The organism is Bartonella sp. HY038 (assembly GCF_014117425.1).
Taxonomy (GTDB): Bacteria; Pseudomonadota; Alphaproteobacteria; order Rhizobiales; family Rhizobiaceae; genus HY038.
The window spans coordinates 2348675-2375107 of sequence record NZ_CP059725.1 but is presented as its reverse complement, the minus strand read 5'-3'; the positions used below and the strand labels follow the sequence as shown (position 1 = coordinate 2375107).

21 protein-coding genes and 1 pseudogene are annotated in these 26433 nt (G+C 41.2%); 11 read left to right on the top strand and 11 right to left on the bottom strand.

Annotation, left to right across the window (positions count from 1 at the left end; translation table 11 throughout):
- Window positions 1–12: 12 nt before the first annotated feature.
- Window positions 13–960, top strand: coding sequence for a site-specific tyrosine recombinase XerD (locus H3299_RS10325; RefSeq protein ID WP_182417581.1), 948 nt, complete (start codon window positions 13–15; stop codon window positions 958–960).
- 163 nt (window positions 961–1123) lie between these two features.
- Entirely contained in the window at window positions 1124–2077 is a 954-nt protein-coding gene (locus H3299_RS10320) for an acetyl-CoA carboxylase carboxyltransferase subunit alpha (RefSeq protein WP_182417580.1), read from the top strand.
- 149 nt (window positions 2078–2226) lie between these two features.
- On the opposite strand, the gene H3299_RS10315 is transcribed toward H3299_RS10320, so the two are convergent.
- Window positions 2227–2679, bottom strand: a complete 453-nt coding sequence (locus tag H3299_RS10315; protein ID WP_182417579.1) for an SH3 domain-containing protein — start codon at window positions 2677–2679, stop codon at window positions 2227–2229.
- A gap of 653 nt (window positions 2680–3332) precedes the next feature.
- On the opposite strand from H3299_RS10315, the gene infA reads away from it, so the two are divergent.
- On the top strand, window positions 3333–3551 hold the full coding sequence (gene infA, locus H3299_RS10310; protein ID WP_182417578.1) for a translation initiation factor IF-1: 219 nt from the start codon (window positions 3333–3335) through the stop codon (window positions 3549–3551).
- A gap of 311 nt (window positions 3552–3862) precedes the next feature.
- Window positions 3863–4504: a Maf family nucleotide pyrophosphatase gene (locus tag H3299_RS10305; RefSeq protein ID WP_246708063.1), complete on the top strand. Its 642-nt coding sequence runs from the start codon at window positions 3863–3865 to the stop codon at window positions 4502–4504.
- Window positions 4505–4613: 109 nt separating this feature from the next.
- Here H3299_RS10305 and H3299_RS10300 read toward each other — a convergent pair.
- The 6 genes and pseudogenes from H3299_RS10300 to H3299_RS10275 form a co-directional block, all read right to left on the bottom strand.
- Window positions 4614–5877 (bottom strand): annotated as a pseudogene (locus H3299_RS10300) (porin).
- A 508-nt stretch (window positions 5878–6385) separates the two neighbouring features.
- A complete protein-coding gene (locus H3299_RS10295; RefSeq protein ID WP_182419738.1) occupies window positions 6386–7873 on the bottom strand; it encodes an acetyl-CoA hydrolase/transferase family protein in 1488 nt (495 codons plus the stop codon).
- Window positions 7874–7978: 105 nt separating this feature from the next.
- Complete coding sequence (gene pyrF / locus H3299_RS10290) at window positions 7979–8680, bottom strand: orotidine-5'-phosphate decarboxylase (protein WP_182417577.1); 702 nt, start codon at window positions 8678–8680, stop codon at window positions 7979–7981.
- 262 nt (window positions 8681–8942) lie between these two features.
- On the bottom strand, window positions 8943–9677 hold the full coding sequence (locus H3299_RS10285) for an amino acid ABC transporter ATP-binding protein (RefSeq protein ID WP_182417576.1): 735 nt from the start codon (window positions 9675–9677) through the stop codon (window positions 8943–8945).
- Between the two features lie 84 nt (window positions 9678–9761).
- Entirely contained in the window at window positions 9762–10472 is a 711-nt protein-coding gene (locus H3299_RS10280) for an ABC transporter permease subunit (protein ID WP_182417575.1), read from the bottom strand.
- Window positions 10473–10477: 5 nt separating this feature from the next.
- Entirely contained in the window at window positions 10478–11143 is a 666-nt protein-coding gene (locus tag H3299_RS10275) for an amino acid ABC transporter permease (RefSeq protein WP_182417574.1), read from the bottom strand.
- 222 nt (window positions 11144–11365) lie between these two features.
- Between H3299_RS10275 and H3299_RS10270 the strand changes: the two genes are divergently transcribed.
- The 5 genes from H3299_RS10270 to H3299_RS10250 all read left to right on the top strand — a co-directional run bounded on the left by H3299_RS10270 (window position 11366) and on the right by H3299_RS10250 (window position 15842).
- A complete protein-coding gene (locus H3299_RS10270) occupies window positions 11366–11776 on the top strand; it encodes a hypothetical protein (protein WP_182417573.1) in 411 nt (136 codons plus the stop codon).
- Window positions 11777–11946: 170 nt separating this feature from the next.
- Window positions 11947–12954 (top strand): sulfate ABC transporter substrate-binding protein, encoded by a 1008-nt coding sequence (locus H3299_RS10265; RefSeq protein ID WP_182417572.1) that lies wholly within the window; start codon window positions 11947–11949, stop codon window positions 12952–12954.
- 128 nt (window positions 12955–13082) lie between these two features.
- Window positions 13083–13904, top strand: coding sequence for a sulfate ABC transporter permease subunit CysT (gene cysT / locus H3299_RS10260; protein WP_182417571.1), 822 nt, complete (start codon window positions 13083–13085; stop codon window positions 13902–13904).
- Between the two features lie 2 nt (window positions 13905–13906).
- Window positions 13907–14800 (top strand): sulfate ABC transporter permease subunit CysW, encoded by an 894-nt coding sequence (gene cysW / locus H3299_RS10255; protein WP_182417570.1) that lies wholly within the window; start codon window positions 13907–13909, stop codon window positions 14798–14800.
- 7 nt (window positions 14801–14807) lie between these two features.
- A complete protein-coding gene (locus tag H3299_RS10250; RefSeq protein ID WP_182417569.1) occupies window positions 14808–15842 on the top strand; it encodes a sulfate/molybdate ABC transporter ATP-binding protein in 1035 nt (344 codons plus the stop codon).
- A 79-nt stretch (window positions 15843–15921) separates the two neighbouring features.
- On the opposite strand, the gene H3299_RS10245 is transcribed toward H3299_RS10250, so the two are convergent.
- The 3 genes from H3299_RS10245 to H3299_RS10235 form a co-directional block, all read right to left on the bottom strand.
- Entirely contained in the window at window positions 15922–17211 is a 1290-nt protein-coding gene (locus tag H3299_RS10245; RefSeq protein WP_182417568.1) for an adenylosuccinate synthase, read from the bottom strand.
- Window positions 17212–17633: 422 nt separating this feature from the next.
- Window positions 17634–19472, bottom strand: coding sequence for a dihydroxy-acid dehydratase (ilvD, locus tag H3299_RS10240; protein WP_182417567.1), 1839 nt, complete (start codon window positions 19470–19472; stop codon window positions 17634–17636).
- Between the two features lie 389 nt (window positions 19473–19861).
- Complete coding sequence (locus H3299_RS10235) at window positions 19862–21268, bottom strand: MATE family efflux transporter (protein WP_182417566.1); 1407 nt, start codon at window positions 21266–21268, stop codon at window positions 19862–19864.
- Between the two features lie 299 nt (window positions 21269–21567).
- On the opposite strand from H3299_RS10235, the gene H3299_RS10230 reads away from it, so the two are divergent.
- Complete coding sequence (locus H3299_RS10230) at window positions 21568–22965, top strand: MFS transporter (RefSeq protein WP_182417565.1); 1398 nt, start codon at window positions 21568–21570, stop codon at window positions 22963–22965.
- 200 nt (window positions 22966–23165) lie between these two features.
- Window positions 23166–24401 (top strand): flavodoxin-dependent (E)-4-hydroxy-3-methylbut-2-enyl-diphosphate synthase, encoded by a 1236-nt coding sequence (gene ispG, locus H3299_RS10225; RefSeq protein ID WP_182419737.1) that lies wholly within the window; start codon window positions 23166–23168, stop codon window positions 24399–24401.
- Between the two features lie 257 nt (window positions 24402–24658).
- On the opposite strand, the gene H3299_RS10220 is transcribed toward ispG, so the two are convergent.
- Window positions 24659–26416, bottom strand: coding sequence for a lysozyme inhibitor LprI family protein (locus H3299_RS10220; RefSeq protein WP_182417564.1), 1758 nt, complete (start codon window positions 26414–26416; stop codon window positions 24659–24661).
- Between the last annotated feature and the right edge of the window lie 17 nt (window positions 26417–26433).

Here is a 26433-nt window from a genome sequence, read left to right as displayed (position 1 = left end):
TTGGGTAGCATTATGGTAAATAAGCAATCTTCGCGGTTGATTGATCGCTTTTTAGAAATGATGAGTGCGGAGCGCGGCGCTGCTGACAATACGCTTGAAGCCTATAATCGTGATCTTGAATGGGCTGATGAATTGCTTGCTAAAACTAATAAACAATTATCCAATGCTATGGAAAGCGATATTGAAAAAATCTTGCAAAGCATGGCGGTGGAAGGTTTTAGCCAAAGCTCGCAAGCGCGTCGCCTCTCGACTTTGCGGCAATTTTATCAATTTCTTTATGCTGAAAATGTCCGGCAAGACGATCCTACCGCCCAAATTGATGCCCCAAGCAAAGCTAAAACTTTGCCGAAGATCATGAGTGAAGCAGAAGTTGGATTGTTACTTGATTTTGCAGAGAGTGAAGCAAATTTGAGTGATTTGAGCGATGCGGAGCGTTATCGTAACTATCGGTTATATGTTTTAATCGAGATGCTTTATGCAAGTGGGCTTCGCATATCAGAACTCATAAGCCTTACCTTGAGGGCAGTAGAGGGAAATCCGCAATTTATTCTTGTCAAAGGTAAAGGTGCAAAAGAACGACTTGTGCCGCTTTCCAATAAAGCTCGCCAAGCAGTCGAAACGTGGCTTTTAATAAGGAAAAATAAAGCCTCAGATAAAAGCCCTTTTCTATTTCCTGCGCAGTCAGATAGTGGCTACATTGCGCGGCAAGTGGTGGCGCGTGAGTTAAAAGCACTTGCTAGCCGCGCGCAAATTGATGCTGAAAAATTATCGCCTCATGTATTGCGCCATGCTTTTGCAAGCCATCTATTGCAAAATGGTGCAGATTTACGCGCCGTACAACAATTATTAGGTCATGCCGATATTTCGACTACGCAGATTTATACCCATGTGTTAGAAGAAAGGCTGCAAAAGCTGGTCAATAGCTTTCATCCCCTTGCTGAAAATGCTAATAAAGGGTAAAAAAATAAAATTTGCCATGGAAAGGGCGTTTTTTTGTTTTCTTTTAAGCGCAATCATTGTTAAAGAAAGTAAAATTGTCCCAAATACTTTGGTCTTTAACGCTTGCTTCATGAAAAGTGCATAGAAGATAGCTCCAAAATTACTCGTGTGGATTAAATAGTTGATGTATAATTACCTTGATTTTGAAAAACCTGTTGCAGATCTCGATGCCCAGATTTTTGAGCTTAAAAAGCTTAGCCAAGAAAAAGACAGTGTCAATATGAGTGATGAGATTGACCGTCTTGAAAAGCGCTCTGCGCAGGCATTGCGTGATCTTTATAAAAAATTGACCCCATGGCAAAAGACGCAAATTGCGCGTCATCCGGATCGTCCGCATTTTTTAGATTATGCCAACCACCTATTTAGCGATATCACTCCATTAGCTGGAGATCGTAAATTTGGTGAAGATGAGGCTTTGCAAGCCGGCTTTGCTCGCTTTCAAGGGGAAGCTATTGCCTATCTTGGTCTTGAAAAAGGTCATGATACGCAAACACGCTTGAAACATAATTTTGGCTCCGCCCGTCCTGAAGGCTATCGCAAAGCGGTTCGCATCATGGAAATGGCTGAACGCTTCAATCTTCCTGTCGTGTCAATCATTGATACAGCCGGAGCTTATCCTGGTGTTAGTGCGGAAGAGCGCGGTCAAGCGGAAGCCATTGCTCGGTCAACGGCTGAAATGCTAAATCTTAAAGTTCCTGTTGTTGCTATCGTTATCGGCGAGGGCGGTTCTGGCGGTGCCATTGCTATAGCCGCTGCTAATCGCGTTTACATGCTCGAGCATTCGATTTATTCAGTTATCTCACCAGAAGGTGCGGCCTCTATTCTTTGGCGCGATGCCACCCGCGCAAAAGATGCAGCGACCAATATGCGCATTACAGCGCAAGATCTTTATGAGTTAAAGATTATTGATGGTATTATTCCAGAGCCATTGGGCGGTGCACATCGTGATCGTGAAGCAGTGATGGATGCAACTGGAAATATTATTGCTGCTGCGCTTAAAAGCATGGCCGATAAGGATGGTATTACTTTACGTGATGAACGGCGTGAAAAATATTTGGCTATTGGTCGCAACCTTTAATCGATTGTTTTTTTGTTCGATTTTTTTCTTAGAATTTTATTCGGCATCAAATAACAAAAGACAAAATAAAAAGACCTATCTGATCGATCATGAAATCAGATAGGCCAATTGGTTAGCTTGATTTTAGCTAACGGGGATTTGTGAAATTCTTAACGCAAGTTTTGTGGTGCAATTTTAGCAACATTAATGCGATTGTGGTTTGCAGCCTTTGCTTCTGACTTTTCAGGAACAATGGTAATTGAAATATTTAAGCCAGCAGATGCGGTACGGCTACCAGCTGCAGCAGAGCCGGCTGCACCACCGCTAACCGCCATTGAACGAGCACTGCTATTTGCAGCAGCTAATTGTGTTGAAAGCTTATTGGTTTCAACCCAACCTTTTTGGTTTCCTGCAGTCACATAGCACCAAGCTGAATTGCAAACACCAACATTAACTTCAGTTCCCTTAGCAATATTGCTGGTTACGGCTGCACTTGTTGCAGGTGCATTATGCAATGATAAGGCAGGGGCTGAAATTGTGGTTGCTTGTGCTGTAAAAGTGCTGCCAATTACAGCAATTGCTAGAGTTGAAGCAACGATAATTGATTTTGCAAAACGGTTCATGATCGTAATCCTTAAATTTTTATGGAAGAACCGCACAAACCCATAATTTTAAGCAAAGCTTCTCTATTGGCGAAAACTCGTTTCGCGCTTATTTGCTTCAAATTTTGACAAGGTTAGACTGTTAACGGGAAACGCTATTGGCTTCCTGTTGTTAAATTCTTCTGGGTTGTTCGATTAATTCTCTTAGCTGCTTGGCTCAATTGCCATTTGTCAGCGTTCATACAACAAAAACGACTTAGCCGGCAAAAGGTTCCAGAAAAAGTTTACAAAAAGTAAATTTTTATAAATATAGATATATTTATAAAAAGCGTTTCATTTTGTTAATCCTAATTTAGATATATAGGATTTTAAATTTTCAAAAAATTGCTTTTTAAGTATTCAAATTGATAAGTGATTCTGTATTGCTTTGGGCTTTTGTAAGTTGGTCTTGAAATCTTGATGTTTTTCTGTTATAGAGCCGCTAAGTGTTGCTGATTATGGCTGTTTTCATTGAATTTGATGCAGATAAATGTGCTTTTCATGTAAAAATTATGTGGCAAGTATGCTTTATTATTCACAAGGTGACAATTATCATATAGGTTTCGCGCCAAGGTGGCGAGGGCCGGCCCGTAAATGGGTTTATTATTTTTTTTATTCAATAGAATAGGGTTTCAATGGCTAAAGAAGAAGTTTTGGAGTTCTCAGGTATTGTTACTGAGCTTCTACCAAATGCAATGTTTCGGGTAAAACTTGATAATGAGCACGAAATTATTGCCCATACAGCCGGAAGAATGCGTAAAAACCGTATCCGCGTGCTTGCAGGCGATAAGGTCATGGTCGAAATGACCCCTTATGATCTGTCTAAGGGTCGTATTACCTATCGTTATAAATAGTCTATTTTTATTTACCATAGCAGCTTTTAATTCATACTATGGTTCAAGATAAAAACACTAGATTAATATGGTATAAAGATGAATAATAGAGGTCTATTTATAGATCTCTTATTTTTATGTCTTTTATAAAAATCAGGCTTTGTTTTGGTGTTGCTTTTTTCATGCAAGCATTTGGCTTTTTCATATAGCCGCTAGTTATTTTCAATTTTATAATTTGATTTTACTTGATGTTAAAATAGTTGGTCTATTTTGCAGTCCGGTTGCTATTAGAGCAGCAGGAAAATTGTTTATTGACTATATGGCGGACAAAAATGCAGCATGATGAAGTGATTGAAAATAAAATGCCTTTAATATTGGCGTCAGCGTCACCACGCCGTATGGCATTATTGAAACAAATAGGTATCGAACCAGATCATTTACATGCAGCTGATATTGATGAAACACCAAAGCGCGGTGAACACCCATTTTATTTGGCAAGACGCCTTGCATTAGAAAAAGCTCAAAAGGCGGCGCAAGTCATACGGTTAATACCACAATATGAAAAAGCGCCAATTATTAGCGCCGATACGGTTGTAGCAGTTGGGCGAACCATCTTGCCTAAGCCTGATAGCGAGGATGAAGCTCGCGAATGCTTGCGCCTATTATCAGGGCGTAGCCATAAGGTTTTTACCGCAATTTGTGTATTATGTGCCAAGGGTCATCTGCATCACCGGGTTGTCGAAACCCGCGTGCGTTTTAATCGTTTACCAAAATCTGTGATTGATGCATATGTTTTATCAGGTGATTGGCGCGGTAAAGCTGGCGGTTATGCTATTCAAGGTCTAGCCGGTAGTTTTGTATTACGCATTGTTGGTTCTTATAGCGCAGTAGTTGGCTTGCCACTGGCTGAAACAGCAGAACTGTTGCGGACAGTCGGTTATCCTGTTTATGAGAATTGGAGCATGATTTCCTAAAGGAAAGACTTATGCTGCAAAAGTTGGCGCAAATAGATTTTAACGGTTGAAAAAGCCGGCTTGGAATTATCCAAGCCGGCTTTTTAAATAGAATTTCTAATATTTAAGATTAGAATGAGCGTTGTAAACGAAGCATGCCTTGGAATGCATTTTCGCCTTTCATGCTATTGCGAACGCCAGAGCTTAACAATGCGCCAGCATCGCTGTAAATTGCCTTATAACCGTAATTGCTATCCCATTTTGTGTAAGCTATTTCAGGGGTAATTGTTAAGCCAGGGACGATTTGGTGTGAAATATTAGCAGCGGCTGAAAAGGTACGCTCATCATCATAGCCAGCTTGGAAATTGAAGCTTGTATTTTTGGTAAATTTGTAGCTTCCACCACCCCAAACAACCCAATCGCCGCCCCAGTCACCGATGTTTGAGTTATAAATGCGTACTACACTGATATAGTCTTTTTTGAACGCTTTAACAGATGTATCAACTTTGTAGTAGTCGTCCATGGATTTATAGCCACCCATAACCCAAACTGAGAACTGATCTGTTACATTAAGATCAAGGCGAAGCTTACCAGCCCATTCCTCATTGCGAGCATCATAGGCAGCAACGGCAGAGACTGCACCCCAACCTTGTTTAAACTTCAAGCCACCCAAAACATGCGGTGCATAATCATCAATTTGCGGCCCCACAAGTTTATAGCTCCGTTCAGCGATGTACCGATTAGCAACACTGTCATAATAGCGATTATAACGGGTACCATTAATATCACTTCCAGAACCTTGCTCAACACCAATAATTGCAGAAAAGCCATTACCAGAATTATAAGTATAGCTAATCATATTTGTGCGGGTAGAACCTTTAGGTGATAACACGTCATCGTTCATGACTTTCCCTAGGTAGCCAGTCCAATGTGCAAAGATTGACTCGTCCATACCAACGCGAAGACCGCCAAGTTCAATATATGCAAAACGCAATGATGTCTTATCGCCGGCTGCACCCCAGTTAGCGCCACCTTGCCACTCTGAACGTAGGTCAATATAAGTGCGTAGTGTTCCAAGTTCAGTTTCAGCTGCTGTATGGAAGCGTAGTGTCGCACGCGAACGCCATGCGTAAGTATCGCGTTCAATGCCATCACGCGAGGTCGCATATACGTCGTCGCCGCCTTTTATTTCGGCGCGAACATAGCCTGAAATACGCATGCCAGGTTTCAGTGCCCGGAATATAGTAGTAGCCAGCACCATATGCGTCACAAACGCGGACATATTCAACCGGTTCAGGTTCAACGGGAACGACAACAGCATCTGCTGCATTTGCTGCGCTATATCCAGCGAGTAATGCGAGCGGCACTAGCGGTAAGGTTTTTAGAATTGACATTTATTTCTCCACTGCCAAATTTATTTCTTGGCAAGGATTAGAAAAACAATATTACAGTGCCGTGTTATGAGTGTTACAATAATATGAAACCATTGGATCAGTGCTTTAGTATAAGTGATGCATTGCTTTATGTGTTATTATTGCAACATATATTTTAAGAAAATACTAAATCTTGAGTGGGAAAGCAATTGGCATAGAATCACATACCTAATATTGACGCGATTAGAACAAATATTCCAAACCTTAGTAACTTTGAAAGGATGCAAATGATTGCTTAGGTGTAAACTATCATGGTTATTATGAGGGTATCGGAAAAATATAAACTATCCATAAGCTATTATGGGGAACAAATAACGCCAATCTTTGTATAAAAGACAAAACCGCAAAGGATTTCTACCCCCCTGCGGTTGAGAAAAATTAAAAGTTAGGCATGTCAATTTAAGGTGCTGGCTATAGTACTTGAATAGCCAGCTTCGAATGCAAAAATGATCTAAAAATTTTTATAAATTTAAAGCATACTGCCTTCTTGTTGCATTTTTGTGTGCCATGAAAAGGCTTCTTCAAGCATATGCGGTGTGTGGCCGCCGCGTTTTACCGCACGATCAAAATAATCTTGCATTTTATCGCGATAGCTTGGGGCAATACAGTTTTTGATAATGGTGGCGGCGCGCTCGCGCGGTGCAAGGCCACGTAAATCGGCAAGCCCTTGATCGGTAACAAGAATATCAACATCATGTTCAGTATGGTCTATGTGGGTTACCATTGGTACAACAGATGATATTTTTCCTCCCTTTGCCAAGGATTTAGTGACAAAGATAGAAAGAGAGGCATTGCGAGCAAAATCACCGGAGCCGCCAATACCATTCATCATATGGGTGCCATTGACATGGGTTGAATTGACATTACCATAAATATCAAATTCCAAGGCGGTGTTAATAGCGATAAGACCAAGGCGGCGAATAACGCCGGGCATATTACTGATTTCTTGTGGACGCAATATCAAGCGGTCTTTATATTTTTCAATATTGTCAAAAACGCGCTGACCGCAGGCTTGGCTTAAGGTAATTGATGAGGCAGATGCAAAAACCAGTTTGCCAGAATCCATTAAGTCAAAGGTTGAGTCTTGCAAAACTTCGCTATACATTTTTAGGTCTTCAAACGGGCTTTGTAAAAAGCCGCTTAAAACAGCATTTGCAATAGTGCCAATGCCGGCCTGTAGAGGCCGTAGTGATTGTGTGTAGCGTCCCTTTTTCATCTCATGAATAAAAAATTCAATCAAGTGATTTGCGATAGCTGCGGTTTCGGTATCAGCTGGCAATATATTTGATGGACTATCAGGCAGATTACTAATGACAATCGCAGCAATTTTTGCGGGATCAACCTTAATATAATTGGTGCCAATACGGTCCTCTGGTTTGACAATCGGAATTTGTGTGCGTCCAGGAATTAATTGTGGAATATATATATCATGCAATCCTTCCAATGCTGGATTGCAGGTCATATTAATTTCAACAATAACTTTTTTAGCTTGCTCCACAAAGCTTGCCGAATTGCCAACCGATGTGGTTGGAATGATGCCACCATCTTCACGAATAGCTACGGCTTCAACAATGGCAATATCAACAGATGCTAATTGGCCGGCACGCAATTGCTCAACCGTTTCGGAAAGGTGCTGGTCAATAAACATAACTTCGCCGCGATTTATCGCATGGCGCAGGGTTGAATCTACCTGAAAAGGCATGCGGCGTGCAGTAATCCCAGCATTGCAAAGCAGCCCATCAATATCATGACCAAGGGAAGCACCAGTTAAAAGCGTTATTTTGAATGGATCTTGCTCAGCACGCTTTACCATAGCAAGCGGCACACATTTTGCGTCGCCCGCTCTTGTAAAACCGCTCATGCCAATTGTCATGCCATTTTGAATAAGGCTTGCCGCTTCTTCACTTGACACAATTTTCTGTCTTAAAGCTGCACTGCGGATACGTTGGTCATACATGATATTATCTCTAAAATTAGCACGAAGCATTACAAGGACACTGCTCTTTTTAAGAAAGCAGTGGGCGAAATTTCCTCCCATTTATATTATTATAACTCTTGCGAGTTAGACAGCAGCCTTTTCCATCTCCTCAAGGATAGACTGTGTCACCAAAACCGGATCTTCGGCTTTGATAATAGGACGCGCTACCACCAAATGGCTTGCACCGGCACGAATGGCGTCAAATGGTGTCATAACCCGCTTTTGGTCGCCATGGTCTGTGCCACTTAGGCGAATGCCCGGAGTAACGAGTGCCATAGTATTACCGATTACTTGGCGTAAAGCCATAGCCTCATTGGCTGATGCGACAATACCACCCATACCAATATCACGTGCTTGTTTTGCCCGTTTTAACACAAGATCTTGCGGTGTATCATTGTAGCCTGCATCTTTTAAGTCTTGTGCATCCATCGAGGTTAAGACGGTAACGCCAAGCAGGCATAAATCACTTCCCTTTGCCGCTTCTACCGCTGCTTGCATAGCTTTTGGGTAAGCATGAAGGGTTAGCATCGAAACGCCAAGGTTTAAAATACTTGAAACGCCACCAGCAATGGTATTATCGATATCAAGTAATTTCATATCAAGAAAGATTTTTTTGCCATCTTGGATGAGTTCTTTGGCAAAATCCAAACCACCAGTAAAAGCAAGTTGATGGCCGATTTTATAGAAGGTGGCATTATCGCCAAGGGTCTTGATAATAGCATTGGCTTCACTAACGGTTGCAACATCAAGGCCTACAATAAGGCGATCGCGCATATCCTGCGTCATTATTAACTCCTCTTCATGAGTTTGTTTTTGCATATTTTTAAAACTATTAAAAGCAAAAAATGCATGAATTTTTATAAGCAATGATCACTGTTTTTTGTGACAAAAAAATCAGAAAAAAGTGCTTTTTTAGGTTATTATTTATGCCCATCTAGTTATTAGTTTGATTCTAACTGCGCATGTCCATTTTCGGTTTATGCGATGTTTTTTTGGCAAAATACTAGCATTACATTCTTTAATTGCGTTTTATATGAGTATTGGGTGGTTAAGCGTTTGTTGGCCGCATATCAGCCAAAAAATCTTTTATACGTTGATGGCGCGGTGCATCAAAAAACTGCGGCGGCTCTGCATCTTCCAAGATTATACCCTTATCCATAAAAATTATCCGGTCTGCAACATTGCGGGCAAATTCCATCTCATGGGTAACCACAATCATTGTGAGACCTTCCTTGGATAGTCCTGTCATTACATCAAGCACTTCTTTCACCATTTCAGGATCAAGAGCGGAGGTCGGCTCATCAAAAAGCATGACTTTGGGTTTCATGCATAAAGCACGAGCGATGGCAACACGCTGTTGCTGGCCGCCGCTTAATTGCCTTGGATAGGCATCGGCCTTATCTTCAAGCTGCATGCGGGTTAAAAGTGAGCGTGCATAGCTTTCCGCGTCAGTCTTGGAGGTTTTACGCACACGGCGCATAGCAAGGGTTAGATTATGCAATACGCTCATATGGGGAAATAGGTTAAATTGTTGAAACACCATACCTACATCGCCGCCAAGCTCTAAAACATTTTTACAATCTGGTGCTAGATGATGACCGGCGATTTCCACCGTGCCACTTTTGCGTTGTTCAAGGCCATTAAGGCAGCGTAATAATGTTGACTTACCCGAGCCCGATGGCCCGCATAAAACAATACGCTCGCCCGATTTTACCGTTAGGTTTATATCATGCAAAATTTGCGTTTTGCCGAAAAATTTAACTAGGTTTTCAATCTTAATCATTTAGAAACCTTCATTTCCTTGCTGATTATATTATCAGTCTTGTTTTTAATTTGTTTTAAATTACGCGTTTTAAAAATGAAAAATTTATTTCGTTCTGTGACCTGTTATCGATGCTGGTAAAAAATAATATTCCAACACTCTAAATATCATTGCAATGACAAAGCCAATACACAAATATAATATTGCTGCGGCTAAAAATGCTTCGAAAGCGGATGAACTATTTGACATAAATGTTTTAGCGGTGCCAAATACGTCCATAACAGTAATAACACTGGCTAGCGAGCTGCCTTTTAAAACGATTACCATTTCATTGCCAATCGTTGGTAGTACATTGCGATAAGCTTGCGGCAATAAAATATCGAAAAGTCGAAAGCGTTTTTTTAGGCCAAGAGAAATAGCTGCTTCGCCTTGGCCAGTTGGAATTTGCCGTAAAGCACCTAACAAAATTTCTGCCATATAAGATGCTGAGTTAAGACCAATAACAAACATAGCACAATATTTAGCATCATTTAAAATGAACCATAATAAGCTACCGCGCTCAATTGCAAGCCCTGTGCTTATTTTGCCAAACAGATTATAAAAGATGAATAATTGTACGAGTAAAGGGCTACCGCGTGTCATGAAAGTGTAAATGGCAACTGGCCAATAGAAAATCGATGACTTAGAATAAAGCGCTAGGGCAAAAGGCAAAGCTAATAATTGTCCAATGAAAAAGGCGCTAAGGGTGATTACAATTGTTAACTGTAAGCTTGGTAAAATTGCCGCGAAAGATTGTAAAAAGACATCAAGTGACATAGCGGCTATCTCCTTTGCGACATATATTTATCGCCCGATTTGAAAAGAATAGTCGAGAGAGTGGTAACAGCGATGTAAATCAATGCAGCAGCAATATAAAACTCCATCTGCGAACGTACAGCACTGCCGCCAACAGTAGCTTTGCGCAATAATTCTTCATAGCCAATAGCTGAAACGAGCGCGCTGTCCTTTAATATAATAAGCCATTGGTTGCCAACTGCTGGCCAAGCAAACATAAAAATTTGCGGTATAATAATTTGGATGAAGGTTGTTGCACGGCTAAGGCCAAGGCTAGTTGCGGCTTCCTTTTGTCCCGCTGGAATGGTATTCAAGGCACCGCGCAATATTTCAACAAAATAGGCCGATGAGACCGCCCCAAGGGCCAAAATTCCAGCAATTAACCCATTAACTTCAATATAAGTGCTAAATATATTCGTTAATAAAAATGTGCCGCCATAATAAAATAAGAAAATAATTAAAATTTCAGGGATACCCCTAATAAAACCAATATAAATAATAAATAAAAATCGTAACGGTGCAGGTACACTATTCCAAATAAAGGTGATAAAAGTTGCTAATAAAAGTCCAAGAAAAAAACCACCTATCGAGATTTGCAGGGTTACTATAAGCCCCTGCATTAATTGGGGGAAATAGGCTATAATTGCAGACATATGAAAATACCGAAAATTTGCACTTTATAAAAAATCTAGCGCAGTCTTATATGGTTTAAAAAGAATATGGAACCATTAAGGGTAATAATTATTGCAGAAGGGAAAAAAAGCAAGCTTTTCCACCAAGGATGGATTAATATAGTTTAATATTTTCATGCAAATAGCTACATTTGAAGTTGTATATGTTTTAATTCTAAAATAATAAGAATATTGCGAGGGATAATGCAAAACCACATAGATTTTTCATGCCAAAATATTCATATTGATTATAGCGATGATAATGTTAGATTCGCGGCAAGTGATAATGATCTTGATCCAAAGCAATATTTGATAATTGATATTATTACCAACCCCACAAGCCAAGACATACAGCTTGGCATGGTTGGTTATTATATTGAAATCCATAGTCAAATTTTGGAACAATTAATGCTTATTGAAACGCAACTGGGACAATATGGCGCCATAGCATCCATTGGTTTAACCAATACAGATTTGCGGATAGATTTTGATAAGGCAAGCCGAATTGGCAAGCAGGTGGATTTTCTAAAACTACACTTTCCCGAATATGAAAAGGCTAACATCCATCATTTTTTTAAAACTTATTTAGATGATCTTTTTAATGATGCAATTTAAGATAAATGACGCAGCCTTTACTAAAAACAGGCCATTATCGCATTTATTTTTTATAAAGATAATTTAGTGAGCAAAATATTCTAATTAGCTACTAATAAAAACAAAGTCTGTTCTTTGAAAATTTTTCAATTGCCGCCACAAATAAGTTAAGTTTTATAGTGAGGGTAATTATGCGAAAGATTTTGACATTAGCTGCTATTGTAACTGCATTTTGGGCAACACCGCTCAAGGCAGAAGACCAAAAAATTCTCAATGCTTCTTATGATATTTCCCGTGAGCTTTATGGCAAAGTTAATGAAGCTTTTATTCCGCTTTATAAAAAAGAAACTGGCATTGATCTCACCATTGATCAATCTCATGCTGGGTCATCAAAACAGGCAAGATCTATATTAGAAGGCTTGGAAGCTGATGTTGTAACCTTTAATCAGGTAACTGATATTGATATTTTGGCAAAGGGTGGTTTTGTTGATAAGGATTGGCAGAATAAATTTCCCAATAACGCTTCGCCCTATTATTCTTTTCCCTCTTTCTTAGTGCGTGCAGGCAACCCAAAGAATATCAAAAATTGGGATGATTTGGTGCGTGATGATGTGAAAGTTGTATTACCAAATCCAAAGACATCGGGCAATGCGCGTTATACCTATCTTGCAGCCTATGCTTTTGCCAAAGAAAAATTTGCCAAAGAAGATAATAGTGATGAAAAAGCTAAAGAATTTGTGAAAAAATTATTTGCCAATGTACCGGTTTTTGATACGGGCGGACGCGCCGCAACCACCACCTTTATTGAACGTAATATTGGTGATGTGCTGATTACCTTTGAAACGGAAACAATAAATATTGCGCGTGAGTTTGGTACAAAAAAGGCTGAAGTTGTAACGCCGGAAGTAAGCCTTTTGGCAGAGTTTCCTGTCGCGGTCGTTGATCGTGTTGCTGATAAGCGTGGTACTCGCAAAACGGCAGAAGCTTATTTGAACTTTTTATATTCAGCAGAAGGACAAAAAATTCTTGCTGAAAACGGTAACCGCGTTAATGACCCAAAGGTCAAAGCCGAGTTTGAGGATAGATTTCCAAAAATTCGTCTTTTAACCGTGAGTGATGTTTTTGGCTCTTGGGATAAAATTCAAAAAGAGCATTTTGCTTCAGGTCAAATTCTCGATCAGCTTTATGAGCAACGCTAAGTTTAATCTATCCTATAATAGCTCAAAAACCATGTGCTTTAAACCACATGGTTTTCTGTTTAACCAAAAGGCGAATGAATTGCCTTTTGGTAAGCTTTTTCTACAAAAATAAAATAAAGGAATGAAATGTGAAAAAGCAGGTTCTACCCGGATTAAAACTCTCGCTTGGTATTACGCTCATTTATGTTGCACTTATTATCGCCTTGCCTTTGGTTGCCCTGGTTATGAAGGCAGCAGGTTTAGGTTTGGCGGATTATTGGGCGATTATTTCAGCGCCGCGTGCTGTTGCAAGCTATATGGTAACGGCGCTTTGTGCACTGGCTGCAACAATTTTTAATGTGTTTTTTGGTTTGGCTCTGGCTTGGGTCTTGGTGCGCTACGAGTTTCCCGGCCGCCGCTTGCTTGATGCTATTGTTGATTTGCCTTTTGCTTTGCCAACCGCCGTTGCAGGTATTGCCATCACGACTTTTCTAACCAAGGGCTGGTTTTATGATGGGCTTTTAAAGCCGCTAAATTGGCAAATTGCCTATACCCAATTGGGTATTATTATTGCTATGGCTTTCACCAGCTTGCCTTTCATTGTGCGTACCGTGCAACCCGTGCTTGAAGTACTTGATCCAGCCTTGGAAGAGGCTGGACAATCTTTAAGTGGTAGTGATTTTGAGGTATTTTTTCGCGTTTTGTTGCCGCAGCTATATCCCGCCTTATTGACCGGTATGGCACTTTCCTTTGCGCGGGGCCTTGGTGAATATGGCGCCATTATCTTCATTTCAAGCAATCAACCGTTTAAAACCGAAATTACAGCTCTGCTTATCACTATTCGTCTTGATGAATATGAATATGGTGCGGCGGCTGCCATTGCCTCTGTTTTGCTTATCACCGCTTTAGTCATGTTGGTCATCACCAATATATTGCAAAGTCGTGCATCGCGCTATTTGGTTAGGAGCTAAATATGGCACAATCTAAACATAAGCATCATGCACGCATTGGTGAAGCACCGCTTATTCGCTATGGCTTACTGGCTATAGTGTTTATTATCACAGCCATTTTTCTTATTGCGCCGCTATTTGTTATTATGAATGAAGCTTTTTCTGCCGGCTTAAGCACTTATCTTGCGGCTTTAAGCAATGCCGATACTTTGCATGCAATTTTTCTCACTTTGATAACTGCGTTGATTGTTGTGCCTATCAATATGGTCTTTGGTATTATGGCAGCGTGGGCTTTAACCAAATTTACCTTTCCGGGGCGGCGCGCCCTTATTGTCTTGATTGAAGTGCCGTTTTCAATTTCACCCATTGTTGCGGGTACCGCTTATCTTTTTGTCTATGGGTTGCAAGGCTTTTTTGGTGAATGGTTACAAGCTCATGATTTGAAAATCATGTTTGCATTGCCCGGCATCGTGCTTGCCTCAATGTTTGTGACTGCGCCCTTTGTTGCGCGTGAACTTATTCCATTAATGCAAGTGCAGGGCAGGGATCTAGAAGAGGCAGCTACATCGCTAGGCGCGGGTGGTTTGCGGACTTTTTTTAGCGTGACATTGCCTAATATTAAATGGGCACTGCTTTATGGCGTTATTTTATGTAATGCTCGTGTCATGGGAGAATTTGGTGCTGTATCAATTGTATCGGGCAATATTCGCGGCCAAACCAATACATTACCGCTACATGTTGAGCTATTATACCATGATTATCAAACAGTTGGAGCTTTTGCGGCTGCGTCGATTTTGACATTGCTTGCAGTTATTACCATCATTGCCAAAATTACCGTAGAGCGGCTTGGTGCAGGGCGCAAACATCTTCACCAGCAAAAAAATATCACATCACAAAAAGCCAAAGCGGTACATTGAGGTTAAAATGAAAATTACCCTAAAAAATATAGAAAAAAAATTTGATAATTTTCATGCGGTGCATAATCTTTCATTAGATATTAAAAGTGGCGAGCTGATTGCTTTGCTTGGACCCTCTGGTTCAGGGAAAACTACTTTATTGCGCATGGTTGCTGGTTTAGAATTTGCAGATAATGGCCATATTTATTTTGGCGAACACGATGCCACCAATATACCAGTGCGCGATCGCGGTGTTGGTTTTGTTTTCCAGCACTACGCACTTTTTCCCCATATGACAATTTTGGAAAATATTGCCTTTGGTATGAAAACCAAACGCGCGAAAAAACGTAGCCAACCTGAAATAGAACAACGGGCCAAGGAATTATTGCAGCTTATCCAATTGGAAGGCTTAGCGAACCGTTTTCCAGCACAATTATCAGGCGGGCAAAAACAGCGTGTGGCTCTAGCGCGTGCTTTGGCGGTTGACCCTAAGGTTTTATTGCTTGATGAGCCTTTTGGGGCATTAGATGCCAATGTGCGTAAAGATTTGCGCCGCTGGCTGCGTGAAATCCATGATGAACTTGGTATAACAACATTATTTGTAACTCATGATCAAGAGGAAGCTCTGGATCTTGCTGACCGTGTGGTTATCTTGAAGCAAGGTAATATTGAGCAGCTTGGTACGCCTTATGACGTTTGTAATAATCCACAATCGGCCTTTGTGATGAAGTTCTTAGGCGACACCCATATTTTACCGGTTAAAATTAATAATGGTTATGCAAAGCTTGATAATCTAATTATTGATGCAAGTGGCTTGCCAAATGGTGACGCGCAATTATTTATTCGTCCTGATGATCTTAGTTGGTGTAGTGAAGTAGGGCAGGGGAATAATGCTTTGCCAGTTATAGTTACGAAAATTATGGATAGGCCGGGCCGTCGGCGTTTGGTGGTTAAAACCAATGATCACCATGTTTTGGAACTGGATGTGCCAGCGGAAACGATCATTGATGAAAAACAACAAGGCAGCGTTATCATTAAGCGTACGCAGTTTTTCACGATTTGATATTGATTGTTAGCTTATTACCAACAAAAAAGGTTGCCATATTTCCATGGCAACCTTTTGTTTCTAAGAAGCTTTTTGGTTAATCCTCGAATGGATCGGTCACTAAAATGGTGTCTTCACGCTCTGGACTGGTTGAAAGCAATGCAACCGGTGCGCCAATCAATTCTTCCAAATGGCGAACATATTTGATTGCTTGTGCTGGAAGATCTGCCCATTTGCGAGCGCCAGCGGTGTTTTCTTTCCAACCTTCAAGAGTTTCGTAAATTGGCTTAACGCGCGCTTGCGCACCCATTGAAGCTGGCAAATAATCAATCACTTCACCATCTAATTCATAAGCAACGCATACTTTGATTTCATCAAGGCCATCAAGCACATCAAGCTTGGTAAGGGCAATGCCGGTAATGCCACAAACAGCGATCATTTGGCGTACTAATACTGCATCAAACCAACCACAACGGCGCTTACGACCAGTAACCACACCAAATTCATGGCCGCGTGTGCCAAGGAATTCACCAACTTCATTCATTTGCTCTGTTGGGAATGGGCCTTCGCCAACACGGGTTGTATAGGCTTTTGCAATGCCTAAAACATAATCGATTGATGCTGGCCCCATGCCTGAACCCGTTGCAGCTTGACCGGCAATGGTGTTGGACGAGGTAACAAATGGATAGGTACCAAAATCATTGTCAAGCAATGCGCCTTGTGCGCCTTCAAAAAGAATACGCGCACCACTGCGGCGTTGCTCATCAAGATATTTCCATGTGCGATCCATAAAGGGTAGGATTTCGCCAGCAACTTCCATTAATTCATCAAACAAGCCTTGTGCCTGAATTTCAGGCTCACCCATGCCACGACGCAGCGCATTGTGATGGGTTAAAACGCGCTCGATTTTTGCCATCAAAGTTTCAGGCTCAGCCAAATCGGTAAGACGAATAGAACGACGACCAACCTTATCTTCGTAAGCTGGGCCAATGCCGCGCTTGGTTGTGCCAATTTTCAAGCCAGTAGTGGCGTTTTCACGTGCTGCATCAAGATCACGGTGAAGTGAGAGAATAAGCGGTGCATTTTCAGCAATACGCAATATTTCAGGGGTAATTTCAACGCCTTGATCGCGCAATTTTTTTACTTCTTGCACAAAGTGATGTGGGTCAACCACAACGCCATTGCCAATAACGGATGATTTGCCCCGTACAAGACCAGAGGGCAAAAGTGACAACTTATAGCTTACACCCTCAATAACCAGCGTATGCCCAGCATTGTGGCCACCTTGATAGCGCACAACAATATCAGCACGCTCTGATAACCAGTCAACAATTTTACCCTTGCCTTCATCACCCCATTGGGCACCGACAACGACTACATTGGCCATTTATAAACTCCGCTTTGGTTCTATGCGTTATATATTCTGATGTATCATGCCATTCTTAAATTTTAAGAAAATCCATGATGATAATTTTTAAATTTTGCCTGTTCTAAAAGCTTTAAAGCACAGAAATTTATCTGAATAATATGACTTGGTCTCATGCTTTTAAACATATTTTATCCAAGGTGCAGCGTTTAAAAGCGGTAACACGCGCACAAATATTATCAGTTAAAACTGCAAGGCTTATAAGAATCGCCATATGTCAATCAACCTAGCTTTTATAACCAAACTTTACAAAAGTTGCGACTCTTGATTTAGTGATTAACATAATTAAACCAAAACAAATTGTGGTTTAATTTCAGCAAAAAGCCCACGCTTCATAAAAAGCGTAGGCTTTGATATTTGATTTCCTAATGCCCAAAAACTATTTAAATTTCGCGCACAGCACCCTTGGCAGCTGATGTGGTCATTGCGGCATAGGCTTTTAAAGCCTTGGTGATTTTCCGCTTGCGTATTTCCAATGGCTTCCAAGCGTCCGTGCCTTTTTCTTGCATTTTTTCACGGCGGTGGGCAAGAACAGCATCATCAACGGCTAAATGGATTTTGCGGTTTGGAATATCAATTTCAATGATATCACCTTCTTCCACCAAACCAATTGTACCACCTTCCGCTGCTTCTGGCGAAACATGGCCAATAGAAAGACCTGATGAACCACCAGAAAAACGACCATCAGTAATCAAGGCACAAGCTTTGCCAAGCCCCTTGGACTTTAAGTAACTGGTTGGATAAAGCATTTCCTGCATACCGGGGCCACCGCGTGGGCCTTCATAGCGGATAAGTACAATGTCGCCAGCCTTGACCTTATTGTTCAAAATGCCAAGAACAGCTGTATCTTGACTTTCAAAAATACGCGCAGGGCCTTTAAATACCAAGATTGAATCATCAACACCAGCGGTTTTAACAATACAACCATCTTCCGCCAAATTACCATAAAGTACGGCAAGGCCGCCATCTTGTGAATAGGCATGTTCTTTGGTACGGATAACGCCCTTTTCACGGTCAAGATCAACGCTTTCATAACGGCGCGACTGGCTAAAAGCAGTTTGGGTTGGAACGCCGCCCGGTGCTGCACGGAAAAAATCATGCACAGCCGGATCATTGGTTTGCTTTACGTCATAATTGCGCAATGCATCGCGCATGGTAGGCGAATGGACAGTATAAGTTGTGTTATTGATAAGGCCAGCACGGTCAAGCTCACCCAAAATGCCCATAATACCGCCAGCGCGATGAACATCTTCCATGTGAACATGGGCAACCGCAGGTGCTACCTTACATAAAACTGGAACTTTGCGTGATAAGCGATCAATATCAGCCATAGTAAAATCAACTTCGCCCTCTTGCGCCGCAGCTAAAAGGTGAAGAACCGTATTGGTTGAGCCGCCCATGGCAATATCAAGGGTCATGGCGTTTTCAAAGGCTGGCAATGTCGCGATAGAGCGTGGCAAAACCGTTTCATCGTCGCCCTCATAATAGCGCTTGGCAAGTTCGACAATGCGGTGACCTGCTTCTTCAAATAAGCGTTTGCGATCTAAGTGGGTAGCAAGGGTTGACCCGTTGCCGGGCAAAGATAGACCAAGCGCTTCAGTCAAGCAATTCATTGAATTGGCGGTAAACATACCAGAGCATGAGCCACAAGTTGGGCAGGCAGCACGCTCAATGGCGTTTACTTCTTCATCGCTATGGCTGTCATCTGCTGCTGCAACCATGGCATCAACAAGGTCAAGGGCAATTTCTTTGCCGTTTAAAACAACCTTGCCAGCTTCCATTGGACCGCCAGACACAAAGATTGTTGGTATATTAAGGCGAAGTGAAGCCATTAACATGCCCGGTGTAATTTTGTCACAATTGGAAATGCAAACCATTGCATCAGCGCAATGGCCATTGACCATATATTCAACAGAGTCGGCAATGATTTCGCGTGATGGCAGTGAATAGAGCATGCCGTCATGCCCCATTGCAATACCATCATCAATCGCAATGGTATTGAATTCCTTAGCAACACCGCCAGCTTTTTCAATTTCGCGCGCCACAAGCTGCCCAAGATCTTTCAAATGCACGTGACCTGGCACAAATTGCGTGAAAGAATTGACAACCGCAATAATTGGTTTGCCAAAATCATTGTCTTTCATACCTGTGGCACGCCACAGACCGCGAGCGCCGGCCATATTACGGCCATGGGTGGAAGTACGCGAACGATAGGCAGGCATTGTAACCTCTTTTTGATTTATCGATTAAGCAGCAATTTATAGCACTATTGCTACTTTAAAACTATTCTTAAATTCATAATGGTTTTGCCGCAGACTAAAGATTTTCGCAAGCCTTATTTACTCAATATACGTCAATCCAGTAAGAAAAGTCGGTCATAAAAGACCACTCAAAAGCAGCCTAAACAAAGGCATAGTTTAAGTCTTAAAAAAAATCTTTTAAAAATCAATGAATTAATCATTTATTATTGACAAGATTCTTATCTCCAGCAAAATGAAAATCCGCTTTATCACATTGTTGTTATTTTTGGAAAGAAAAATATGCATTTTGCGCAACATTATTACCAAAAATAATTTTTGATGAATAATGCCAAGTATCTTTCGCGTTGGATTTACGCATTTGGTTGCGTTTTTTCCGATGGTTGAGTCATGGAATTTTTACGCCATAAGCCAGTTTTATAATAGATAAAGGCGAGGATGAGGCAGGTGAAGGCACCAACTGGGAAGCTGATCCAAATAGCATCAGCACCAAGAATATTATAGGTAAGATAATAAAACCCAAGGCGTACAGGATAAAGAGAAACAAAAATAATTAACAATGGTATGATAACAACACCATTTGCACGCATGGTTGCAAATATCACCATGGCCATACCAAACAGCATATAGCTCCATGTTGCACGATATTGCATGTGGTCGGCAATAGCCATTGCGCCACTTTCTTTTCCTAAGAAAAGCCCAAGGACGGGGCGATCAAAAATCAATAAAATGGCAATGATTGAGCCCGTTAATAAAAGCGTTGATAGAAGTCCTGCTGTATTAACCTTGTTAACGCGCTCCCACTTTCCAGCACCGATATTTTGTGCAACCATTGCGCTTACTGCGGCACCTACCGCCATGGAGGGCATTTGCACATAGGTCCATAGTTGTTGCATGGCGCTATAGGCGGCAGTCGTCATTAAGCCTTCACGGTTGACGAGGCTAATCATGACAAGAGCAGCGGTTGCCATCACCACCATTTGCAACCCCATAGGCACGCCTTTGCCAATGATTATTTTTAATAATTTTATGCGCGGGATAAGATAATTGAGTTCTCGTCCAACCAAGCGTAGCGGTAATTTACGCCAATACATTGTAATTATCATGGCAATTAATGAACCATAGCCAGCAATAATAGTCGCCACCGCAGACCCAACAATGCCTAATTGGGGAAAAGGTCCAACGCCTAAAATCAATAAGGGATTAAGTATAATATCAAGTACGACATTAAGACCCATAAACCACATAGGAGTCATCGAATCGCCCGAACCACGCATGCCCATCATAACAATCACTGACATCATGGTTGATGGCAGGGCTATGAAAATGACCCGTAAATAGGCATGCGCCTGAGTAAAAGCATCTTGTGGGGTGTTAAGATGGGTTAATATCCAGTCGGAAAATGTCCAACCTAAAACGCCAACTAAGATTGATAATATTAAACAAAACCCAATTGCCGAGCCAAAAATACGCCGCGCCGCATCAATGTCATGGCGACCAAAATATTGGCCTACCATGACCGTTGCTGCCATGCCAAAACCAAACACAGCCGAAAACACTAAAAACATGATGATGCTGGCATTTGCCGTTGCTGCCAAGGCCGTTTCACCTAAAAATTTACCAACCCATACAGTATTGATAGATGTATTAAGTGATTGCAATATATTAGAAAGCAATGTTGGCAAGGCAAAAATAGCCAAGGTTTTAAAAATCGGACCTTGGGTTAAATCTCTTGACTTGGTGGCATTGGCTGTTGGCATAAGATAACTTCCTACAATGAAGCAAAATTAAATAAAAGGCGTATTTAAAATTTAAAAACAAAATTTCGTTGCACGCTTGATATCACATCAACTTCAAAAGTGATATGAAATATACGTTACTTTTTAGCTCTTGGGAATTGATGATTAAATTGCTAAAGCTGGTTAAAATAGGCGCGACCAAAATCTGCGAATTGTTTGTGGCTGTGTAACAATGATTGTTCATAACAAGTTTATTTAAAAAAAATACAAATTTAAGCTATCGACAGAAAAACATCATTATTTTCGGTAAGGAAATTATTGTGATCCGTATTTTGCCACTTGTACTAGCAGTCGCTTTATTCATGGAAAATATGGACGCCAATGTCATATCTACCTCCTTGCCAGCGATTGCTCGTGATTTAGATACCAGCCCAATTGCATTAAAATTGGCGCTTACCTCTTATCTTGTGTCGCTTGCTATTTTTATTCCGGTAAGTGGCTGGATGGCAGATCGCTTTACCGCACGCCATATTTTTCGTATTGCTATGGCGGTTTTTATTTTTGGCTCAATCTTGTGTGCAATATCCAATTCCCTCACCGGTTTTGTTTGTGCGCGTTTTTTGCAAGGCATTGGCGGTGCCATGATGTCACCTGTTGGCCGCGTCCTCCTTATTCGCTCTACGCCCAAAGCTGATCTTATCAATGCGCTTGCTTGGCTTACCATGCCAGCGCTTATTGGACCCTTAGTTGGCCCGCCGCTTGGCGGTTTCATTACCACCTATTTTTCATGGCATTGGATCTTTCTAATCAATGTGCCCATTGGATTTTTAGGCATGTTTTTTGCAACGCTTTATTTGCCACGCGATGAAGTGCCGATATTGCGTCCACTTGATTGGCCAGGCTTTTTCCTTTCAGGTATTGGTCTTGCTGGTATAATTTTTGGTCTTTCTATGGTCAGTTTGCCGGCATTGCCAATGTGGTTGGCTTTTGTGACAATTTTGATTGGGCTTATTACGTCCTATTTTTATTTGCGCCATGCAAAAACTGCCAAGCATCCTTTGCTGGATTTGAGCCTTTTTAAAGATCCCATTTTTCGCAAATCGATCAAGGGGGGCAGTTTTTTCCGCATTGGGCTTGGTGCTTCGCCATTTTTATTGCCGATGATGCTACAAATTGCCTTTGGTCTTTCGCCTTTGCAATCGGGGCTTATTACCTTTGTTGGCGCAATTGGTGCGCTCGGTATGAAACTTGGTGCAACAAGTACCTATCGGCGCTTTGGCTTTCGCAAGGTCTTAATGTTTGGCTCTCTATTTTCAGCCGCAACAATAGCAATTAATGGGCTTTTTACACCACAAACACCATATTTGTTGATGCTTGGAATTTTGCTTGTCGGTGGCTTTTTGAGATCATTAATTTTTTCAGGGGTCAATTCATTGTCCTATGCCGATATTGCCCAAGATAAGGTTAGCCAAGCCGCACCTATTGCATCTGTTGCGCAGCAATCATCGGTGGCTCTTGGTGTTGCTATTGCAGGTACCGTTCTTGAGGTGAGGCTTTCCATGCATGATGGTGGTTTAGGATTAACGGATTTTCATATCGCGTTCTTTATTGTCGCAGCAATTAGCGCAATTTCTTTCTTTATCTTCCGCACATTACCTAAGGACGCAGGACATGCTTTGGCGGAAAAGAAAGCAAAACTCATTAGAAGTGAAAAATAATGCTTGATTGATGACGAAATGGCAACCATATGTCACAATTATGGCTTATAAAAAAGCAAGACAAAGCAGTCTTGAATGATTATAAGTGATAAACGGCTAACACATTTGGTTGTACAAAATTCAAATGGAAAAGACGATTTTGATAGATATTATAAAACTCATAGATTTGGGTTTTGACGTTAACAGAGTATAGTTGGAATATGACCTCACAAAGCTATTTTTCTGCGCCTTTTCCTCGCCGTAAATCGGTTGCTGTAAGGGTTGGTGGTGTAACAGTTGGCGGTGATGCGCCGGTTGTTGTGCAATCAATGACCAATACTGATACTGCTGATATTGATCAGACCGTTGCGCAGGTCGCCGCGCTTGCTCTTGCCGGTTCTGAAATGGTGCGCCTCACCGTTGACCGTGATGAATCAGCCGCCGCAGTTCCTTATATTCGCGAACGGTTAGAGCGGCTTAATATTTTTGTACCTTTAATTGGCGATTTCCATTATATCGGCCACAAGCTTTTAACCGATCATCCTGCTTGTGCGCAAGCCTTGGCAAAATATCGTATTAACCCCGGCAATGTCGGTTTTAAAGATAAAAAAGATAAGCAATTTGCTGATATTGTTGAAATTGCTATTAAACACAACAAGCCCGTGCGCATTGGCGTTAATTGGGGTTCATTAGATCAAGAATTATTAACCCGCCTTATGGATGAAAATGCAGCTCAAGGTGGAAAACTCACAACCCAGCAAGTGATGCGCGAAACTGTGGTGCAATCGGCACTGTTAAATGGGGCACTCGCCGAAGAAGTAGGACTTAGCCGCGACAAGATTATTTTATCGGCAAAAGTAAGCCAAGTGCAAGATTTGATTGCCGTTTATACGATGCTTGCAGCACGTTGTGATTATGCTTTGCACCTTGGTTTGACTGAAGCAGGTATGGACACGAAGGGCATAGTTGCCTCATCTGCGTCAATGGGAATTTTGTTGCAACAAGGCATTGGTGATACTATTCGTATTTCATTAACGCCAAAACCGGGCGGTGATCGCACCCGTGAAGTGCAAGTGAGCCAAGAACTTTTGCAAGTTATGGGCTTTCGTCAATTCATTCCAATTGTTGCCGCTTGCCCTGGCTGTGGGCGCACAACCTCAACCGTCTTTCAAGAATTGGCGGAAAAAATCCAAGCCGATATTCGCCGCAATATGCCAATTTGGCGCGAGCAATATCCAGGGGTTGAATCTTTAAATGTTGCGGTTATGGGCTGTATCGTTAATGGACCAGGTGAATCAAAGCACGCCGATATTGGCATTTCACTGCCTGGTACCGGTGAAACACCGGCAGCACCGGTTTTCGTAGATGGCAAAAAAGTTGCGACCTTGCGCGGTGAAAACATTGCAGCAGACTTTGAAAAAATGGTGTCTGAATATATTGAAAACCGTTTTAGTTAAATAGTTGGCAAACATTAAAAAACATAGGCTTTTATCATTAGGGAAAGTCTATGGCTTTTTGTTCCCCCAAATTAGTTGAAATTTCTCTATGGTCAGCAATTTGAGTTTGCAAATTTTTTGCTTAACTCCTCATATAAAATCTATGGGTAAAAATTTATGAAAACACCACTATATTAAATATCATTTTGGTTGATAGTAAGATCAATTAACTAACTAAGGATGAAATCTTTAAGCTATCGGTGCTAACGTTTAAAAGCCTATTGCCTTATTTCCTCGACATCAAGATTATAAACAACCGGCCAATCTTGCCAATCAATACCTGCGCAAGTGTCCATACGCGTTACTTTTGTTCGGCGAAATCCATCGGGCGTATAGCTATAGTCAGTGATTATACCACAATCTCCAAGTGCTCTGCCTTTTGGAAAGTCGGTAAAGGTCATGGTTGGTTTTTCTAACCCAAAAGAATTATAAAATTCATTCCGCCTATCTTGATTATCTATTTTTTCCGTAGGATAGGGTTTATAATTATCTTTAGGCTGCAAAATTGTGTAAGAGCCATTATATGCACCCGTATTGTCGCACATTGCATAAAAGTGATCGCCATTGCTCGCATGAAAAATAACATCTGACCATATATTGCGGTTGCAGGCGTCTTCGTCAGGAGGTGGCAATAAGGATTCAGGCGTTTTAACATTAATATCATCAATAAAGAGACGATAGGCCTTTACCTTTGGCAGGCTTACCACTTGATTGGGATAGAAAAAATCGACGTAATCCTTAGTATCTTGATAAAAGTTTTGAAAGCTTTTCAAGTTTAATGCAACTTTACTGTCTTTTGCGTTGATTAGGCCAAAATTAAGCACTTTGTCATGCAGTAGATGATGCATTATATTTTCGATATGGTCATTTTTTACATTAATATTGAATGATCCTTGATTATCCTCCGCCGTGGGTTGGTTTTGTAAAAAAGCTGAAATATCGCCCTTTTTCTTATCATCAAAATAAGCATAGGCTTGATATTGCATTTCAATTTTATCTTTTTTAGGCTCATCATTGTGTTGAGCCTCACTTAAGTAAAGCATAAAGCGTATTTCAGCCGGCTTTGTACTATGATATTGCCATTTTATAACAATGTAGTTGGGTAGGCTTGAAAAGCTTTCACCACCATGTCCAACTGCAGTGCAACTATAGCTTTGATCGCAGCCAATTTCCCATTGGTTATCTTTAATGGCTGGCTTATTGGGTAAAAAACAATCGGCCATATCACAATAAAAACTCAGTTCCTCTTGCCGATGACGGGTTATTAAATCTTTACAACGGTTAATACGAAAAATTGGCTTTGGGCTTGCTACATCAGGGTTAAGATCATTCATAAAAAGGCAAGCTTTGTCTTTAAATTCTACCCAAGCGCGCTGCTCATTGCGCAATGATATGGCAGGCGGATTAAATTGCTTGTAATACTCATCATTTTCTGTGTCTGAAAAAATGTCTTCTAGCCGTTTTCTAATAAATTGATAGGCCTTATTAAGCTCGCGATCGGATATTTCAATGTCGGATAGAAGGTCATCAATTTCATAGTCGGAAAAATGACAAGTAGCACCGTCATTACAATAAAACTGCTTCAATTGAGCTATGCGATCCTCAACAATCGCGCCGCGGCAACCAAAAAAATGCATTACCTGTCCTTCACGGCCACGAAAGCCGTCAAAAAAAGGCTGGCAGGACTGCTCTTTAAACGTAATCCACAAGCGTTGTTGATCTATGAGCTGCTTTTTGATTGTTTCGCCATTGGGGTGGCTTTGATAGCTATCGATTATTTTACGCCATGTAATATTTAGATCATTATCTATACGCTTGAGATAAACTGCCCCACAAGTCGACCAATCAAAATTGGTTCCATCTGCCTTATCATCTAGGCATTTGTCATAAAGCGCATCAGCATGGGCACTTTTAGAACTAGAAAACATGGTTAAGCCAAACAGTACAGCCAATAAGCCATAAATAATTTTTGACATAACCGCCCCCTTTATAC